This window comes from Paenarthrobacter sp. NPDC091711 (genome assembly GCF_044756605.1).
GTDB lineage: Bacteria > Actinomycetota > Actinomycetes > Actinomycetales > Micrococcaceae > Arthrobacter.
This window is the reverse complement of the sequence record NZ_JBIVTF010000017.1, coordinates 58,553-74,729: the sequence shown is the minus strand read 5'-3', so window position 1 is coordinate 74,729 and position 16,177 is coordinate 58,553. Positions and strand designations below refer to the sequence as shown.

The 16,177-nt window shown below is 58.1% G+C and carries 13 protein-coding genes; 10 read left to right on the top strand and 3 right to left on the bottom strand.

From position 1 onward, the window contains the following. Nucleotides 1–279 precede the first annotated feature (279 nt). Both ACIQH5_RS19615 and ACIQH5_RS19610 read right to left on the bottom strand, forming a co-directional pair. A complete protein-coding gene (locus ACIQH5_RS19615) occupies nt 280–1,011 on the bottom strand; it encodes a FadR/GntR family transcriptional regulator (protein ID WP_400406692.1) in 732 nt (243 codons plus the stop codon). Nucleotides 1,012–1,063: 52 nt separating this feature from the next. Continuing rightward, on the bottom strand, nt 1,064–2,659 hold the full coding sequence (locus ACIQH5_RS19610) for an SLC13 family permease (RefSeq protein WP_400406690.1): 1,596 nt from the start codon (nt 2,657–2,659) through the stop codon (nt 1,064–1,066). 172 nt (nt 2,660–2,831) lie between these two features. Here ACIQH5_RS19610 and ACIQH5_RS19605 point away from each other — a divergent pair, with 172 nt between their 5' ends. The 10 genes from ACIQH5_RS19605 to ACIQH5_RS19560 all read left to right on the top strand — a co-directional run bounded on the left by ACIQH5_RS19605 (nt 2,832) and on the right by ACIQH5_RS19560 (nt 13,889). Next, entirely contained in the window at nt 2,832–3,929 is a 1,098-nt protein-coding gene (locus tag ACIQH5_RS19605) for an isocitrate/isopropylmalate dehydrogenase family protein (RefSeq protein ID WP_400406688.1), read from the top strand. Between the two features lie 71 nt (nt 3,930–4,000). After that, a complete protein-coding gene (locus ACIQH5_RS19600; RefSeq protein WP_400406686.1) occupies nt 4,001–4,384 on the top strand; it encodes a VOC family protein in 384 nt (127 codons plus the stop codon). Between the two features lie 209 nt (nt 4,385–4,593). Beyond that, on the top strand, nt 4,594–6,051 hold the full coding sequence (locus ACIQH5_RS19595) for a four-carbon acid sugar kinase family protein (protein WP_400406683.1): 1,458 nt from the start codon (nt 4,594–4,596) through the stop codon (nt 6,049–6,051). A gap of 176 nt (nt 6,052–6,227) precedes the next feature. Beyond that, nucleotides 6,228–7,130, top strand: a complete 903-nt coding sequence (locus tag ACIQH5_RS19590; protein ID WP_400406681.1) for a class II fructose-bisphosphate aldolase — start codon at nt 6,228–6,230, stop codon at nt 7,128–7,130. A gap of 196 nt (nt 7,131–7,326) precedes the next feature. Next, entirely contained in the window at nt 7,327–8,424 is a 1,098-nt protein-coding gene (locus tag ACIQH5_RS19585) for an Ldh family oxidoreductase (protein WP_400406679.1), read from the top strand. Then, entirely contained in the window at nt 8,397–9,749 is a 1,353-nt protein-coding gene (locus ACIQH5_RS19580) for a 2-hydroxycarboxylate transporter family protein (RefSeq protein ID WP_400406676.1), read from the top strand. The genes ACIQH5_RS19585 and ACIQH5_RS19580 overlap by 28 nt, the downstream gene beginning before the upstream one ends. Before the next feature lie 401 nt (nt 9,750–10,150). Then, nucleotides 10,151–10,951: a D-glutamate cyclase family protein gene (locus ACIQH5_RS19575; protein WP_400406674.1), complete on the top strand. Its 801-nt coding sequence runs from the start codon at nt 10,151–10,153 to the stop codon at nt 10,949–10,951. A gap of 31 nt (nt 10,952–10,982) precedes the next feature. Then, nucleotides 10,983–11,774: a LamB/YcsF family protein gene (locus ACIQH5_RS19570; protein WP_400406671.1), complete on the top strand. Its 792-nt coding sequence runs from the start codon at nt 10,983–10,985 to the stop codon at nt 11,772–11,774. Next, nucleotides 11,771–13,084, top strand: coding sequence for an MFS transporter (locus tag ACIQH5_RS19565; protein ID WP_400406669.1), 1,314 nt, complete (start codon nt 11,771–11,773; stop codon nt 13,082–13,084). Before ACIQH5_RS19570 ends, ACIQH5_RS19565 begins: the two co-directional genes overlap by 4 nt. Nucleotides 13,085–13,175: 91 nt before the next feature. Then, complete coding sequence (locus tag ACIQH5_RS19560) at nt 13,176–13,889, top strand: hypothetical protein (RefSeq protein ID WP_400406667.1); 714 nt, start codon at nt 13,176–13,178, stop codon at nt 13,887–13,889. A gap of 9 nt (nt 13,890–13,898) precedes the next feature. Here the strand turns inward: ACIQH5_RS19560 and ACIQH5_RS19555 are convergent, their stop codons facing one another. Next, nucleotides 13,899–16,073, bottom strand: coding sequence for a glycogen debranching N-terminal domain-containing protein (locus ACIQH5_RS19555; protein WP_400406666.1), 2,175 nt, complete (start codon nt 16,071–16,073; stop codon nt 13,899–13,901). Nucleotides 16,074–16,177: the final 104 nt, after the last annotated feature.

Here is a 16,177-nt window from a genome sequence, read left to right as displayed (position 1 = left end):
ACCCAGCTAACGCACGCGCGGCGGAAACGTGAGGTCGCCGGGTCGATGACGCGTGGATATAACAAGGAACCCTGGAAATGCGGCCGTAGCGAGTCGTCTTCAAGGCTACTCGAGCACGCTTTTAGTGCCTACGCAGAGACCGGGCGACTCTACACTGAATTTCAACAACACTGTCGAACAGTATTGACGACAAGCACGGCATTCTTTGGAAGCTCAGGCCCATAGTGGGCATCCGCTGTTCTCATCTATTTGCCACGGGCCGACTATCCAACGATAGTGTCAGCTCGATTGAGAGGGCCGCGCCGGATCTGCTTGCTCCTGCCAGAACGTAAACACCGCACTGAGGTGGCCGGCCATGGCTGCACGGGCACCCAACTCGTCACCAGTATCGATCGCTTCCAGAATTGCCCTATGAGAACGGACTGCTTCCCGTTGCGCAGCAGGGAGGGCGAGGTTATGCCTCCGGACCTCAACGAGTCCCTGATGGAGCGAAGAAAGAATGAGACCAAATATCTCGTTGCCGGTAAGTCGCGCGATCGCCGCATGGAACTCCAGGTCCGCCCGGGCGGCATCGGCGATATCCAGCGACACGTCCTCCAATTTATCGACGAGGCCGGTCAGTTCCTGGACCTCTGCGGCGTTGGCCCGCCGGGCAGCAATGCCGGCTGCATGGGTTTCAATCAGCTCGCGAACTTCGTGAATAGAGCGGTAATCAAGTTTGTTGGAACTCAAGTACAGCGCCAGCGCTTCTTCAGCCCGGTCCGGGCCGAGAGCAATTACTGTTGAACCACTACCACCACGGGCTGAAATGAGACCCCGCCCAGCGAGGTTACTGATCGCTTCACGAACCACCGGCCGCGACACGCCGAGCTCGGCAGCCAGTTCCCGCTCGTTCGGGAGACGGTCGCCGGGCTTAAGCTTTCCGTCTTGGATGCGCCGGAGAAGACGGCGGACGATATCGTCGGTCCGCCGCCCTTCCGTGGATGCATTTACGGTCTGCTGTTCTGGCATGTCACGCCTTTCCGGGAAGTTTGGCACATGCCAGCCTAGTCGAAGGAAGAAGCTAACCCATGCCCAGCAGGTTGCCCATGAGCAGAACGCCAATGGTGATAAACACGGCAGCGAGTACGTCGAACACGATTCCGCTCCGGACCATCTTGGTAATGGGCACAGCGCCGGTGGCATATACGAGTGCGTTTTGCGGCGTGGAGATGGGCATCATGAACCCGAAGGACGAACCGAAGCACGCAGCCAGACCGGGGAGCAGAGGATCAATGCCCGCCGCGATACAAATGGGGATGACAATGGGAACCACAATCCCGATCGCGGCCAAATTACTTCCGATTTCCGAGATCACTATTGCGAGCAGGACGGCGAGGAAGGTCAAAAGGATGATGTTCGCGCCGCCGAAGGTTGAACCGAGCCCCGTACCCACTCGTTCTGCCAAGCCGGTGGCTGTCAGCTGGGCACCAAATGCGGCACCGCAGATGATGAACAGCAACGTGCCCCAGTCGGTCTTCACCGCGTCCTGCCAGTTGATGGTGTAAGTACGCGTTTTCCACTCAGTGGGCACAAGGAACAAAAGTGATGCACCAAGAATTGCTACAACGCCTTCATCCAGGACGTCACTGATGGTTGCGTATACAGGCGACTCCGGCCCCAGCACCATCCCGGAAATGCCCGGAAGGAGCCAACCAGTTACTACCAGAAGAAATACCACTGCCGTGTTTTTCTCCCCCCGGCTCATCGGGCCACAGTTTCGGCGCGTCTCTGCCATAGTGGCAGCCAGACCTTCGACGTGGGTCGCCTCCGGCCGGTTCAGTTTGAGCAGAAGAACCACGAGGGAAATGAAAAGCGGAACGGCGAATGTCACGGCGATCATTGTCCATTGGAAGAACGTGACCTCAACACCAGTCGCTTTCTCCAGCAGATCCCGGCCGATCAACTGGTGCGGGGCGCCCACTGGCGTAAGGGCTCCACCAATGGAAGCACTGAAGGCCAGCATCAAGAGCAGGGCAGTACCGATTTTCAGTCGTGTGGGATCCGATTGACCGGTCTGCCTGGCAATGGCCACGATGATGCCAAGACACGTAGGGAGCAACATGGCAACGGTGACCGTATTGCTGACAAAGGCCGAAAACAGGCACGTAACAGCACCAATGGCAATCAGGAGCCGAGTAATGGAGTTGCCTACCCACTTTGTGGCCAGGATTGAGAAAGCGACCCGCTGCGCAAGGCCGTGTTTGAGCAAGGCCTGCGAAAGGAAGAACGCACCCAGATACAACAGGACGATGGAGTTGCCAAAAGATCTAAGGATGTCACCAGCTGGGGCAACACCCACAACAATCATGAGGGCCAGTCCGAGGAGAGACGCCGCCGGGATGGGGATCGCCTCGCTGAGCCAATAAATAATGGTCAGCATGAAGACCCCTGCCAAGGCCTGCTGTTCCCAAGGAATTCCCAACGGCAGCATCATGACGGCTACGCAGGCCACTGGCCCCAGAAACAGTCCAAGCGTTTGGCGCCATCTTTCGAACCGCGCCTCACCTGCGGTCATGGTGGATTCATCAATGGGTTTGTAGGCGCGGAACTTCTCCAAATCCGCGTCGTTGCCCGCCGACTTCGACGGCGGTGGATCAGTGAGTGACCGGTTGTTCATAAAACTCTCCCTTGAGTGCGGACGACTTGACTTATTTTGGTAAGACCACTTGAATATGTCAAGAGTCACATCCAAGGGCAACGTAGACCCTGACCCGCACCAAAACCCACAACGAGGTGCCTAATCACCAAAAATGGGTATTACCAAAGATGGACCCAAAGGAGTGTTTGGAATGAGCGATTACCGAGTAGTCACCCTCCCAGGAGACGGCATCGGCCCGGAGATCATGGACGTAGCAGTGGCCGCACTGAATAAGGCATCGGCCGCCGTAGGTGGTCTCCAGATCACTATCGATGAACATGATGCGAGCGCGGGGCGCTGGCAGCGCACGGGAGCTGCGATGTCCGAGGAGACATTCGAAGCTTGTCGGGACGCCGACGCCATACTGATGGGTGCGATCGGACTTCCCGAAGCTCGTCATCCTGACGGCCGCGAAGTGAACGGGGACGTTATCTTCCGTCTTCGCTTTGCTTTGGACCTTTACGCTGGCGTACGCCCGGTAAGGTCCCTGCCGGGTGTTCGGAAGACACTGGCAACCAATGAGCCCATCGATTACGTGGTGGTTCGGGAGAACGTCGAGGGACTTTATGCTTCCCGCACGGGTGGGACTAACGTCCGCAATGAAGTCGCCACGGACACAATTGTCATCACCGACACTGGTACCCGCAAAGTCTCGAAAGTCGCCTTCGATATCGCCATGTCCCGCAAGGGGCGGCCTCTGGACGGGCGGCGGATGGTCAGCTGCATCGATAAAGCAAACGTTCTGAGTTCCTACGCGTTCTTCCGTTCTGTTTTTGACGATGCGGCGAAAGCCTATCCGGAAATCGCCACCGACCACGTGTATGTGGACGCCATGACTGCTTTCCAGGTGCAACGACCCGCTCACTTCGACGTCGTGGTCGCCGAAAATATGTTCGGCGACATCATTTCCGACCTCGCCGCCGCAACCGTCGGCGGACTAGGTATGGCCGCCTCGGGAGACATCGGCGATAAGCACGGCATGTTTCAGCCGGCCCACGGTTCGGCCCCGGATATTGCTGGACGGAACCTCGCAAACCCGGCCGCCATGGTTCTATCCACGGCCATGATGCTGGACTGGATGGGTCGTCGGAACGATGATGATCTCGCTGTTCAAGCCGGTCAGCTGATCGACGCGGCTGTCCTCGCCGTCCTTGCCGAAGGTACTACCCTCACGGCGGACCTTGGCGGATCGGCATCATGCTCTGAAATGGGTGAAGCAATCGTCGCCGCTATCACTGCAGCCCGATGACCAACGTTGACGCTGCGACCTACGCAGAGTTTAGTACTACGGGACGCTCGGGCGTGCGTCAGATTGACCACGTGGCCATAGCCGCCCACGATGCCGACGCCTCTTCCCAATGGTTTGAAGACGTCCTGGGTCTGCAACGTGTTCACGATGAAGTTGTTACGGACGCAGGCGTGCGCCTGCTGTGGCTCGCAACGGAAAACAGCACCGTTGGCGACACCACCTTTCAGATTGTCCAGCCACTTAGGCCCGGTCCAATTGCAGAGTTCCTCGCGCAAAAGGGTGAAGGGTTGCACCATGTGTGCTTTGCAGTAGACAGCGCGTCGGACTTTCTCTCGTCTGTAGGCCAGGCAGAGGGGATCTTTACAGGTGGGTACGGCCTGCCGTGCGCATTTCTCAACGCCACCCCCGAAGGCATTGCGGTGGAAATTGTTCAGCGAGGACAAACCACGCCATAAGAACCGTCCTGACCCGGAGGTGTGTAGGGCTTCAGGTTTTCCGACTGAGGCAAACACCGCTACCTTTGCGGCCTACCTCTTGGACGCCAGGACAAAGCGTGAGCAGTAGCCGTAGGGATCCCTGAAAGTTCGTCCGGCCAGTCGGACCACCTTGGATCGTTCGACTGGCCGGACCTAAAACGCAAAAAATCAACGCTAGGAAGAGCACAATGCCCGTAGCCGCAGACCTTCTCGCATCCTTCCCCGAGGGACTGCCGATCTCCGCAGCCGATGTAGCTGCCGCCGTCGCGCGTTCGAGGCGCGTCCTCGTGATACTCGACGACGACCCCACCGGCACCCAGTCTGTTGCCGATATTCCTGTCCTCACCAGTTGGGATGTTGATGATTTCCGATGGGCTTTCGAGTTGCGCATCAACGAGAAGCGGGCATCGGCGGTCTACGTGCTCACTAACACGCGTAGCCTTGATCCGCAGGAGGCCGCCGAACGGAACCGGCAAGTGGTCTCTGCTGCCATCGAAGCTGCTAAAGACTCCGGCACTCCTTTGGGCTTCGCCTCCCGCAGCGACTCGACTCTGCGCGGTCATTTTCCTCTCGAGCCTGATGCGATCGCAGAGACGATGGCGGCCAATGGTGGCGGGGAAGTCGATGGAATTGTAATCGTTCCAGCCTTTCCGGATGCTGGTCGGGTCACCATCGGTGGTGACCACTTCATACTTTCCGGGGAAAGCCTAACCCCAGTTTCAGAGACTGAGTTCGCTCAAGACGCGACTTTTGGGTTCTCCAGCTCGTATCTTCCGGCCTATGTCCAGGAGAAATCAGATGGCAGGATTCGGGCTGACGACGTAATCGTCGTAGATCTGAATGTCATACGCTCTGGCCCGGATGCAGTAGCTGAGGCGCTCGCTCCGGCAAAGAACAGAACCTCCATTGTTGCCGACATCGTCACGGAGAACGACTTCCGCGCGCTTGCGCTCGGCCTGGCCGAGGCGGAGAGGAGAGGCCAAGAGTTTATCTACAGGGTTGGGCCACCGTTCGTCCGAGGCCGTATAGGGCAAGATCCACGCGAGCCACTGGAACCTAAAGACGTTAATGCCGGAGGATTTCAGCGAGTGGATGGCCCTTCCGCGGTAGGCGGGCTCATTGTTGTAGGGTCGCACGTGGGCGTGACAACACGTCAGCTTCGGAGACTAACATCCGAGCACGTTCGCGCGGCTGTCATCGAAATTGAAGTGGAATATCTGCTTCAAGGCTCAGGGGCGCAAGAATACTTGAGCGAAGTGGCTGACAGAGTAGCAAGCGCATTGAAACAGGGCGACGTGATACTCCACACCAGCCGCCTTCTGGTGAAAACAAACGACGCCGACGAAAGCCTGCGGATCGCTCGCGCCGTCAGTGCCGCCGTCGTGAAGGTTGTCAACGTGACCCTCAAAACTATCCCGCCCCGATTCGTCATCGCCAAGGGCGGCATCACATCTTCGGACGTTGCAGCACACGGACTCGAAATCCGTAGGGCTGTGGTCCGTGGCCCGATGCTTCCAGGCATCGTTTCCCTTTGGGAATCGGTCGATGGACCTGCCCGCGGCATGCCTTTCGTTGTTTTTGCGGGCAATGTCGGCACCGACGAATCGCTCCTTGAAGTAACGAGGAAGCTCAGCGCAGGTTTCTGACGCACAAAGCCCGGCCAGCGACATGGTCCGGGTACTAACTTCGACCACTACTGCAACGCCTCCACTGCAAAGGAGCAAGACATGCACAGGACTTCAACCGTGCGAGCAAACAACAGCGCGAAGCCTCTAGCCGTTGGAAGGCGACTCTATCAAGTCCCTGCTGCAGAGGTAGCAGCATGAGGGCACGACTTGACGAGATGGTGAACCACTCTTTGCACCATGGGCGGGCAGTACCCGCTTTCACGTGCTACGACTTCACCACCGCCACAGCGCTCGTGGAAGCCGCAGAGGAGATGAAACACAGCATTGCGTTGCTGGTAGCACCAAGGACGGCAAGCCGTCCTGACGGTCTGCGCCTCATATCGGCACTACGTGGCCTGGCTGATGAAGCGTCAGTACCTGTTTCCATCCAGCTCGACCACGCCAAGGATCTGCAGGTCATCCATGCCGCCGTACGCGCTGGAGCAGATGCGGTACTTGCGGACGGTTCCACTCTGGATTTCGAGACCAACATTGCACTGGTTCACGCAGCATCAGATCTCGTTGGACCTGACGTGGTACTGGAAGCGGAGCTGGGCGGACTTCCGGGAGATGAGGACAAAGCGTTCATCAACCAAGCCTCGGGCATCACCGATCCAGGGCAGGTTGAGGAATTTGTTCGGCGAAGTGGGGCGCACTTGCTGGCCGTGTCGGTCGGAAATGTTCACGGTCACTACAAAGGGCGCCCGGAGATTCGGTGGGACGTTATGGGCCTCATCGCGCAGCAGTCGCAGGTGCCCCTTGTACTGCACGGCGCGTCCGGAATTCCAAGGCAAGACATCGCCCGCGCGTCCTCGTTCAACGTCGGAAAAATCAACGTCAACACCGAACTTAGAACTGAGATCCTCTCGACCATAGTTTCCAGCGCCGGCGACCATCAGATGGATGGCGAGAACTTGGCAGGGCTACTAACCGATTGGTCTGGAGCAGCAAAGCTATTCGGCTCACGGATGCTGGCAATCCTCACCAGCGACACCGACACCAGCCGCGAGACCGGGGGGTTCCGGCAGTCGCCCGTTGCCTCCATCCTGCCGAACTGATGCAATGAAAAGGAACGTTAAGTCATGGCCCGTCCCCCGCCCAGGCCCACAGTAGGCCCGACTATTTCAACGCCGGCAAATCCTCCATAACTATCTTTGGCACCCCTGCCATAAGTCACGACGATGAAGTCAGACCGGCTGTCATGCATCACACCTCTCTCAAGGTACCTCCCCCCAACATCACATAGGAGCCAACGTGGCCGACTATAAATTCAATCGCACAGTACGCCTCGATTACCACGAGGTCCTGGCTTGGCAAACCGAAATGTACGTTGCCGTCGGGATGTCCCCTACCGACGCCAATACCAGTGCCCACCACCTGGTCATCGCGGACGCACGAGGAGTTTACTCGCACGGGATCATGCGCACGCCGACCTACATTGAGAAGATGCGGCTGGGGGGCCTCAACCCCACAGCGCGTCCTGAGATCATTCGGGGGAAAGGCCCTACCATCGTCGTAGATGGCCACAACGCCATGGGACAAGTCGCGGCCAGCTTCGGCACAGAGAAGGCAATCGAGCTTGCCCGCGAGTTTGGCAGTTCGACTGTATCTATCACGGGCAGCAACCACCTTGGCACCTGCGCTTACTACACCGAGCAGGCAGCAGCCGCAGACATGGTCGGATTCTGCTGGACGATTAATGCCAACAATATTATGGCCCCATGGGGCGGAATCGATGCCCGGCTCGGCAATAATCCATTCGGCATTTCCGCGCCGTGCCTCACCCGGCCCCCTGTCACTTTGGACATGGCTACAAGTGTGGTGGCACGCGGCAAGATTGCCATGGCAATGAAGACGGGCACGCAGATCCCATCGAACTGGGCGCTCGATAAGTTCGGCAACCCCACTACCGACCCTGAGGCAGCCTTCCACGGCACAGTTCAGCCCAGTGGAGAATACAAGGGCTATGGACTTACCTTCATGAACGCGATCGTGTCTGCCATCCTCAACGGCTCTGCGTTCGGTGAAGATGTGGGCGATTTCTTCGAGAACCCAACCCAAGTCCAAAACACCGGTCATCTCCTGCAGTTCATCGATATATCCGCAATCGACGATGTCACGGCATTCAAGCAACGCATGGACAACGCCGTCACCTACCTCAAGGCCGCCAATCGCCGGGAGGGTGTAGACGAGATATTTGTTCCCGGCGAGATGGAGGCACGAAGTTTTGCCCGGCAAACTGAACAGGGCATTGACTACCCTCTCGAAGTGATCCAGGAACTCGCGCAGCTGGGTACGACTCTTGGCGTTTCAACGCGGCCGGAATGGACAGCCGAGGTGGCGGTGCGATGAGTCAGGTGACAACTGGAAAAACGTCTACTGGACGACAACGCCCCCGCATCGCCCAAATTCCGCTCGTGACTTTCGCGCTGGTCTTCATTGTCGCGGTTTCCGCCGCAATCGTTGGGTTGGTCCCTGACAATCTCGGGGGCGCTCTGGCTCTGGCCGTCATATTGGGAGTTGGTCTGAACTGGATCGGTGACCAGGTACCTGTCCTCCGTGATCTAGGCTTCGGCACGATCTTGGCGGTCTTGCTGCCAGCGATCCTCATTCAAGTCGGCGTGCTCCCTGAGTCAGTCCGTGAGCTCGAGGCTAACTTCTTCTCGGGCTATGACTTCACTTCCTTCCTTGTACCCGGTCTGTTGGTAGGAAGTGTGCTGGCAATGCCCCGGCACGTTCTCGTGCAAGCCGGCGTACGGTTCATTGTTCCCCTCTTCGTGACACTCATCGTGACCATGGGCATAGTAGGAGGCGTCGGGGCGCTCATAGGCTACGGCTTCATCGAAACCATCCTGTTCGTCGTGGGGCCGATCATGGGCTCGGGCATCAGCGCTGGCGCAGTCCCCCTTTCGCAGATATATGCCAACATCACCGGCGGGGATCCCAGCGACCATCTCACCACTCTGACCGCCTCGGTCATGATCGCCAACATCGGAACAATACTCATTGCGGCAGTACTGGGAGGCATGTCACGCCGCAACCCCGACAGACCGTTCAAGGGCTTTTCCGGCCGAGGTACGGACCTGCTCCGTAACGGGGGAACCACCGAAGGCCAAGGCACTGAACGCTCTGCGGCAAACTACTCCGACCTGCTGACGGGCCTCCTCATAACCGGCGGAGTCTACCTCCTCGCCCAGTTCGGCGGACATTTGGTACCGGCGGTACACCCGTACGTGTGGATGATTGTCACCTGCCTCGTGCTTAAGCTCGCGCGTCTGACTCCGCAGTCGCTGGAAGATGGTGCGGGTTCTTGGGCGTCCTTCATGGGCAAGGTCATGGTGCCAGCGGTCCTCGCAGCCATTTCGATGGGTGTGCTCAACCTCGGTGATGTGCTGGCGCTCATGTCGGACCCCGTCTATCTTTTCCTATGTCTACTCACGTGCATCGTCGCCTTCATCTGTGGAGGTCTCATGACCTACCTTTTCGGATTCTTCTTCGTCGAGGGCTCGATCATGTGCGGCTTAGGCATGGCAGACATGGGCGGCACCGGGGACGTCGCTGTGCTGTCTGCGGCGAAAAAGATGCACCTCATGCCGTTCATGACCATCAGTAATCGAGTAGGAGGCGCCGCGACCATGGTGGTCTGCAGCCTCCTGGCAACTGTCCTGTTCGCCTAGAAACAAGCAGTGCAGAAGGCCCGGCTCCTGGGGAGACCGGGCCTTTTGCATGCCTGTTGGCCACCCGGGCCTCAGTTTTCCCTTGCAACAGGCGCCTGCCGGATCCATAAACGTCAAAAATCCTCGCATAGACCTGGATTAGTGCAATTTTTCGGATAGGTCTAGCTTCGATTGAAGTATTGAAGTATTGTGCAACAAGATGAGTTAACAGAGATGTGGATCACACACCCCGATTCGCTTCCGCTGGGCGCTTGTCCGAGTGATCCAAACATTGATCCAAAAAGTACGCCGCTGGCTTACATCAGGTCTCGGCGTCTGCCAGCCGCGTGCCACTTGGCGGTGGCCCGTCCTCGCCAGGCCGCCCGTTATCCCCCGCACTTGCACAAGCCCAGGAGACAACCTTGAACGCTCCCACCACCACCGCCCCTCCCACTTCCGCAAAGGAATTGCGGGACCTCGCCAGCCGCGGCGAATGGACCGCTCCGACAGGCCAACTCCTCACGGCAAACCAGCAGGCCAATCTCGCCATAGTTCCAAAGGATTTGGCATTCGATTTCCTTCTCTTCTGTCAGCGCAACCCCAAGGCAGCGCCTGTCATCGCAGTGACTGATGTCGGTGATCCGATCCTGCGTCACGGAACAACCGTGGCTGATCTTCGAACGGCTATCCCTCGCTACCGCGTCTGGCAGCATGGCGAGCTCGTCGATGAGCCGACAGATATCACCAACTACTGGCGAGAGGATTCTGTGGCCTTCCTGTTGGGCTGCAGCTTCACCTTCGAGGGGGCACTGACTCGTGCAGGCATCGAATTCGAGGCCGCCCCCGGAACGGGCACTTCGCCGGCATATGTGACGTCTATCCCCACCAAAGCCGCCGGTACACTGAACGGCCCCCTGGTAGTCAGCCTGCGGCTGGTTCGCAAGGAGCTGGTTGCGAGGGCAGTCGAGATCACCTCACGCTATCCCACCGGCCACGGAGCTCCCGTTCACATTGGAGACCCCTCCGAGATCGGAATTGAAGACGTTTACAAGCCTGACTTCGGTGTACCTCCGGTCTTCAAAGATGGCTACACGCCCATGTTTTGGGCCTGCGGTGTCACCCCGCAAGTTGTCCTGCCTCAGTCGGGAGCAGCGTACGTGATCACCCACGCCCCAAATCACCTGTTCGTCTTTGATCACGACGCTGACGAACTTCTGTTCTAAGTCCCACCCACCTAGGAAGATTGATCCCATCATGACCACAGCTATCGACCTCGTCGCCGATATCGGCGAAGGCTTCGGTTCTTACAGCATCGCCAACGACGACGGGTTGCTGGAAATCCTTAGCTCAGCAAATGTCGCGTGCGGGTTCCACGCCGGCGACCCTCGCACCATGGATACGGCCGTCAAACTCTGTGTTGAGCGCGGGGTCTCCATAGGAGCGCATCCGGGCTTTCCTGACCGGGTAGGCTTTGGCCGCCGTTCGATGGAACTGTCGTACGACGAGCTCCGCACAGACATGCTGTACCAAATCGGAGCGCTGGACGCCTTCGTCCGCTCCCACGGCGGAAGCCTTGGCCACGTCGCCCCACACGGACGGCTCGGCAATATGCTGTGGACGCGGACCGACTACGCCATTGCGGTCGCAGATGCGGTCGCATCCTACGACCCGTCGCTGATTGTCCTCACACAAGAGGGCGAACTCGCGAAAGAAGCCCGGAAGCGCGGTTTGCCTGTTGGTCTTATGGGCGCCGCCGACCGGGCGTATGAAAACGACGGAACGCTGGTCAAAAGATCGGAACCTGGCGCCGTGCTCCATGACGACGACGAAATCATTGCCCGCACGGTCCGGATGGTCACTGAAGGCCTTGTGACCTCAGTTCACGGAGTGGACATAGAGGTCGATATCGACACCATCCTTTTGCACGGCGACAACGCCGGCTCGCTAGAGCGAGCAACTCGACTCCGCCAGGCGCTCGAGAATGCGGACGTGACCATCACTCCTCTCCCCCAAATCCTCGCAAAGCGCACGGAGGTGCTCGCATGACTCACGAGATCAAGGCCAAGACCCCTTCCGACATTCAAAAGTCGGCAATTTACCGCAAGATTTCTCTGCGGCTGATGCCAGTCATAATCATTGCGTACTTCATCGCCTACATTGACCGGACCAACATCTCCATCGCGAAGTTGCAGATGAGCGTGGATCTCGGACTGAGCGATGCAGCCTTCGGACTCGGCGCAGGACTGTTCTTCCTGGGTTACTTCCTCTTCGAAGTTCCGAGCAATCTTTACATGGTCAAGGTTGGGGCGAAGCGGACGATCTGCCGGATCATGGTCCTCTGGGGTGTGATATCGCTGCTGTTTGTCTTCGTAAACTCCGAGTGGGTGTTTTACATACTCCGCTTCCTGCTCGGCGCAGCAGAAGCAGGATTCTTCCCGGGAGTCATTCTCTTCCTTACCCAGTGGTACCCCGCCGTTCGTCGCGCACGCGCCACCGGAGCCTTCTTCGTAGCAATTCCACTCTCCGGCATGCTGGGTTCCCCTTTGGGTGGCTGGATCATGCAGAGCATGGACGGCACACTGGGGCTGCCCGGATGGCACTGGTTGTTCATCATTGAATCAATCCCTGCGATCATCATGGGCATCGTCGTCCTCTTTGTACTCCCGGATAATCCTGATGACGCCAAGTGGCTGTCCGCCGAAGAGCGCGAGATCGTCAAAGCTGACCTCGACCACGATCTCGAGGTCAAGAGCGGCCACGCGTCGGGAACCATCCGAAGCCTCTTCCGCAACAAGTGGCTTGCCTTGCTAACAATCATCATCTTCATCCAGGCGCTCGGAAGCTACGCGCTTTCCTTCTGGCTTCCGTCTCTGGTTGCAGCGGCTGGAGTCAAAGGGTTGCTGAACATTGGTCTGGTCTCCGCGATTCCATTCGCAGTGGGCGTTTTGGGCATCCTGCTGTTTACCCGAAGCTCTGACCGACTGCGAGAGCGGCGTTGGCACCTGGCTATCGCTTTCGTCACCACGGCTGTCGGCCTCATTGCGAGCATCCTCCTAACAGGTCAGGTGGTCCCATCGATGATCATGCTCTGTGTGGCAGCAGCGGGTACCTACGGGGTGTCTGCGATCGTGTGGAACCTTCCACCCATGGTTCTTAGCGGAGTCGGCGCCGCAGCAGGACTCGCGGCACTTAACTCCATCGGCTCACTGGCAGGATTTGTGGCCCCATCACTGCTGGGCTACACAACTTCCTTCTTCGGGAGCGCGGACGTTGGACTTGTCATCATCAGCGCCTCCGTCATCCTGGGAGCCATTTTGACTCTCATCCTCCCCAAACGCATTTTCAACCCCAAGTAGAACCTTAGCCGCCCGGTCGCTTGCGACCGGGCGGCCATTTGCCCACACTCCTGAAAGGAGCAACATCTTGCGGCGCACTCGGATAGGCGTCTTGGTTCCTTCCACAAATGCAACGGTTGAGGCCGACTTCCATCGACTTTTGCCGGACGGGATTTCCACGCACTCAGAACGTCTATACATTCCGGACGGACAGATGTCACCGGACTTCCTGGACATCATGAACGCGGAGCTGCCCGCGAAGGTGCAGTTACTCGCATCTGCGCGAGTCGATGCGATTGTCTATGCGTGTACCTCCGGCAGCTTTTACCGTGGAGCAAGTTGGGACCGTGAGGTCAAAGAACTTGTCGAGTCGACCGCGCAATTGCCGTGTGTAACCACGAGCGTTGCCGTGGCCGAAGCCCTACGCCACCTTGGCGCGCGTAACCTGTCAGTTTCGACACCCTACCCGGACTGGACCAACGATCGGCTATCAGAGTATTACGGTGCAGCAGGATTCAATGTCCTGACCGTGGATGGCGATCGACGTGCTGCGGCCACCGGACATGGTGCAGTAAACGACCAGGACCCCCAGGAAATCACCGAATTTGCCGTGTCCAAGGTAGCACCTGGCACGGACACGCTCTTCTTAAGCTGTACAGCATGGCGGGCCGTGGAGTGCGTCACCGAACTGGAGTCAATCACCGGATTTCAGACCGTCACATCCAACCAGGCTTCCCTGTGGGCAGTACTGAAGGCACTAGGCCTTGAGGGACGTGTCACCGGCGTCGGAGCCTTGTTCAACCCCTTGCCGGCCCGCACGCTTTAGGATCAGCGGTTAGAGAATATCAGGACCCTTCGGCAGTGTTCGGTGGGCCATCTCATTGACCAGGTCGGCAAACCAAGGGCGATGGCCTTGGTGGTAAGTAAGCCCATCTGGAAGTCCACCCACGGTGGCCTCAGTCCCTGAAACGTCGATCGTAATGCGCCCATCAGCAATGGGCGCATTACTGATATGCAAATCGCCAAAAGATTCTGGAACGGCCGGATCCATCCATACACCGCCCCGGGAAACGTAAGCGTCATAGCCCATCATGCTCGTCAGGAGTTGGATAGGCGTGGTTGCTGCCCACGCCTGGGGAGAACACGCGGTGGGATACGGAACTGGCGCCACGAGCTTCTCTCGTTCAAAACCACAGAATAGCTCCGGTAGCCTGCCGCCGGAGAACTCAGCCGCGTCCAGCAGTGCTGTCGCAATCCGTTGCGCTTCATCCACATACCCGTATCGCATTAGTCCCGCGACGATAATTGCGTTGTCATGAGGCCAAACCGAACCGTTGTGGTAGCTGGCCGGGTTATAGGCTGCCATATTGGTAGCGAGAGTCCGCACACCCCAACCGCTGAACAGTTCTTTCGACATCAACCAATCCACCACTTGGGGAACTTTGTCGTCGTCGATAATGCCATGCCAAAGGCACTGCCCCATATTTGAAGCACATGAATCGACTTGCCGCTTTTTGCCATCGAGGGCTATAGCAAAATAGCCCCGGTCCCGAACCCAGAACTGCTCGTTAAATTTCACTTTCAGGCTTGCGGCTTCCCGTGCGAGGTTGGCACCAAGCGCTGGATCACCGGCGTCGTATGCCATCCAGGACCGCGTCAACAGAGCCGTATAGACGTAAGCCTGTACTTCGCACAAGGCGATGGGGGGCTGAGCAAGTCGCCCATCTGCAAAATTGATGCCGTCCCGCGAATCTTTCCAGCCTTGGTTGAGTAGCCCCTGACTACTGAGGCGTTGGTATTCAACAAAGCCGTCCCCGTCTTTGTCACCGTAGTGTCGAATCCAGTCCAAGGCCCGATCGGCATGGGGCAGAAGTTCAGCGATCGTATCTGTCGCGAACCCCCACCGACTCACCGCGCCGAGGACCATCACAAATAGTGGCGTGGAGTCCACGCTGCCGAAATACACGGATTTACCGCCGAGAGCCAAGGATGTAGAAACGTCCAACCGTACCTCATGCAGGATTTTTCCTGGTTCTTCTTCGGTTACGGGGTCGACCACCCGGCCCTGGCGATCAGCCAGTGTCTGGAGAGTGCCTAGGGCCAAGGAAGGATCCACGTCAAGTGACATCCTTGAAGCCCAGAGTGAGTCCCGGCCGAACAACGTCATAAACCATGGAGCCCCGGCCGCGACAACCACACGATCCGGATGGTTCGGATCCTCAATCCGAAGAGCGCCCAGGTCATCATAGCTACGGCGTAATGTCCGTTCTATAGACCGGTTTCCCGCGTGGATCACGGGTATCTTGGCAACCCATTCCTTTCGCCGTGCATCCAGTCGGGATGCAGTTGCGCCGCCAAAGTCCGAAAGCGTCCCACTGCCGCTGCCCCAGGGAGCCGCGGGTAGTGCAGTAATGATCACGGTCCATACAGCGTGTGCCTCGAGGTTTAGCCGGTAAATGAGTCCTTCACTTGTGACCTCAGCTCCGGCACCCTGAACTACCACGGCCCTACTCAGCTCATTCCATGCTGCGCTGATGACGAGAGAGTCCTCGCTCAACTCCCGGCTTATAGTCCAACGTTGCCGAATGCGTGCCTCTTTGACTTCAAACAGATCCGAAAAATCAGCATCAATCCGGAGGCAGACCTCAAACGCAGCAGACTCCATCGAATAGTTTCGAAGAGTTATCCGCTCTTGGAGGCCTCCGCTGACCTCCCTCAGACGTTCAACGAGTAAGCCGCTGTCGGCATGGTTCTCCGCGCCGGGAACCCGCGCTATGAACAAGGCTCGATAGGGCTCCCGAACCTCGGCAGCCAGTGATTCAAGTGCCTGACCATTGATCCGCAATTCCCATTGGCTGAGGACTCTCGTGTCCTGAATGAAGACACCATGCGCGGGCCCGCGAGTAATGTCCCCGTTTGCTTGTGAGATACAAAACGAGGAACCTTCAACCAAAGTGATCGCTCCGGCTCCAACTGAGCCCGCAGCCGTATCCGCGTTCCATCCGGCCATTATTCGGACCTTCGACAACAATTTCGTTTCTGGAATGTGGTCCCTCTCGGGAAGACATTGCAGCCTTCCTACCGAAGTTACCCCGGTATGCCGACGACCACCAG

Coding starts and splice junctions, on each gene's coding strand:
- ACIQH5_RS19615 (WP_400406692.1), bottom strand. CDS start 1,011: ATGCCAGAACAGCAGACCGTAAATGCATCCACGGAAGGGCGGCGGACC.
- ACIQH5_RS19610 (WP_400406690.1), bottom strand. CDS start 2,659: ATGAACAACCGGTCACTCACTGATCCACCGCCGTCGAAGTCGGCGGGC.
- ACIQH5_RS19605 (WP_400406688.1), top strand. CDS start 2,832: ATGAGCGATTACCGAGTAGTCACCCTCCCAGGAGACGGCATCGGCCCG.
- ACIQH5_RS19595 (WP_400406683.1), top strand. CDS start 4,594: ATGCCCGTAGCCGCAGACCTTCTCGCATCCTTCCCCGAGGGACTGCCG.
- ACIQH5_RS19590 (WP_400406681.1), top strand. CDS start 6,228: ATGAGGGCACGACTTGACGAGATGGTGAACCACTCTTTGCACCATGGG.
- ACIQH5_RS19580 (WP_400406676.1), top strand. CDS start 8,397: ATGGACAGCCGAGGTGGCGGTGCGATGAGTCAGGTGACAACTGGAAAA.
- ACIQH5_RS19570 (WP_400406671.1), top strand. CDS start 10,983: ATGACCACAGCTATCGACCTCGTCGCCGATATCGGCGAAGGCTTCGGT.
- ACIQH5_RS19565 (WP_400406669.1), top strand. CDS start 11,771: ATGACTCACGAGATCAAGGCCAAGACCCCTTCCGACATTCAAAAGTCG.
- ACIQH5_RS19555 (WP_400406666.1), bottom strand. CDS start 16,073: ATGGCCGGATGGAACGCGGATACGGCTGCGGGCTCAGTTGGAGCCGGA.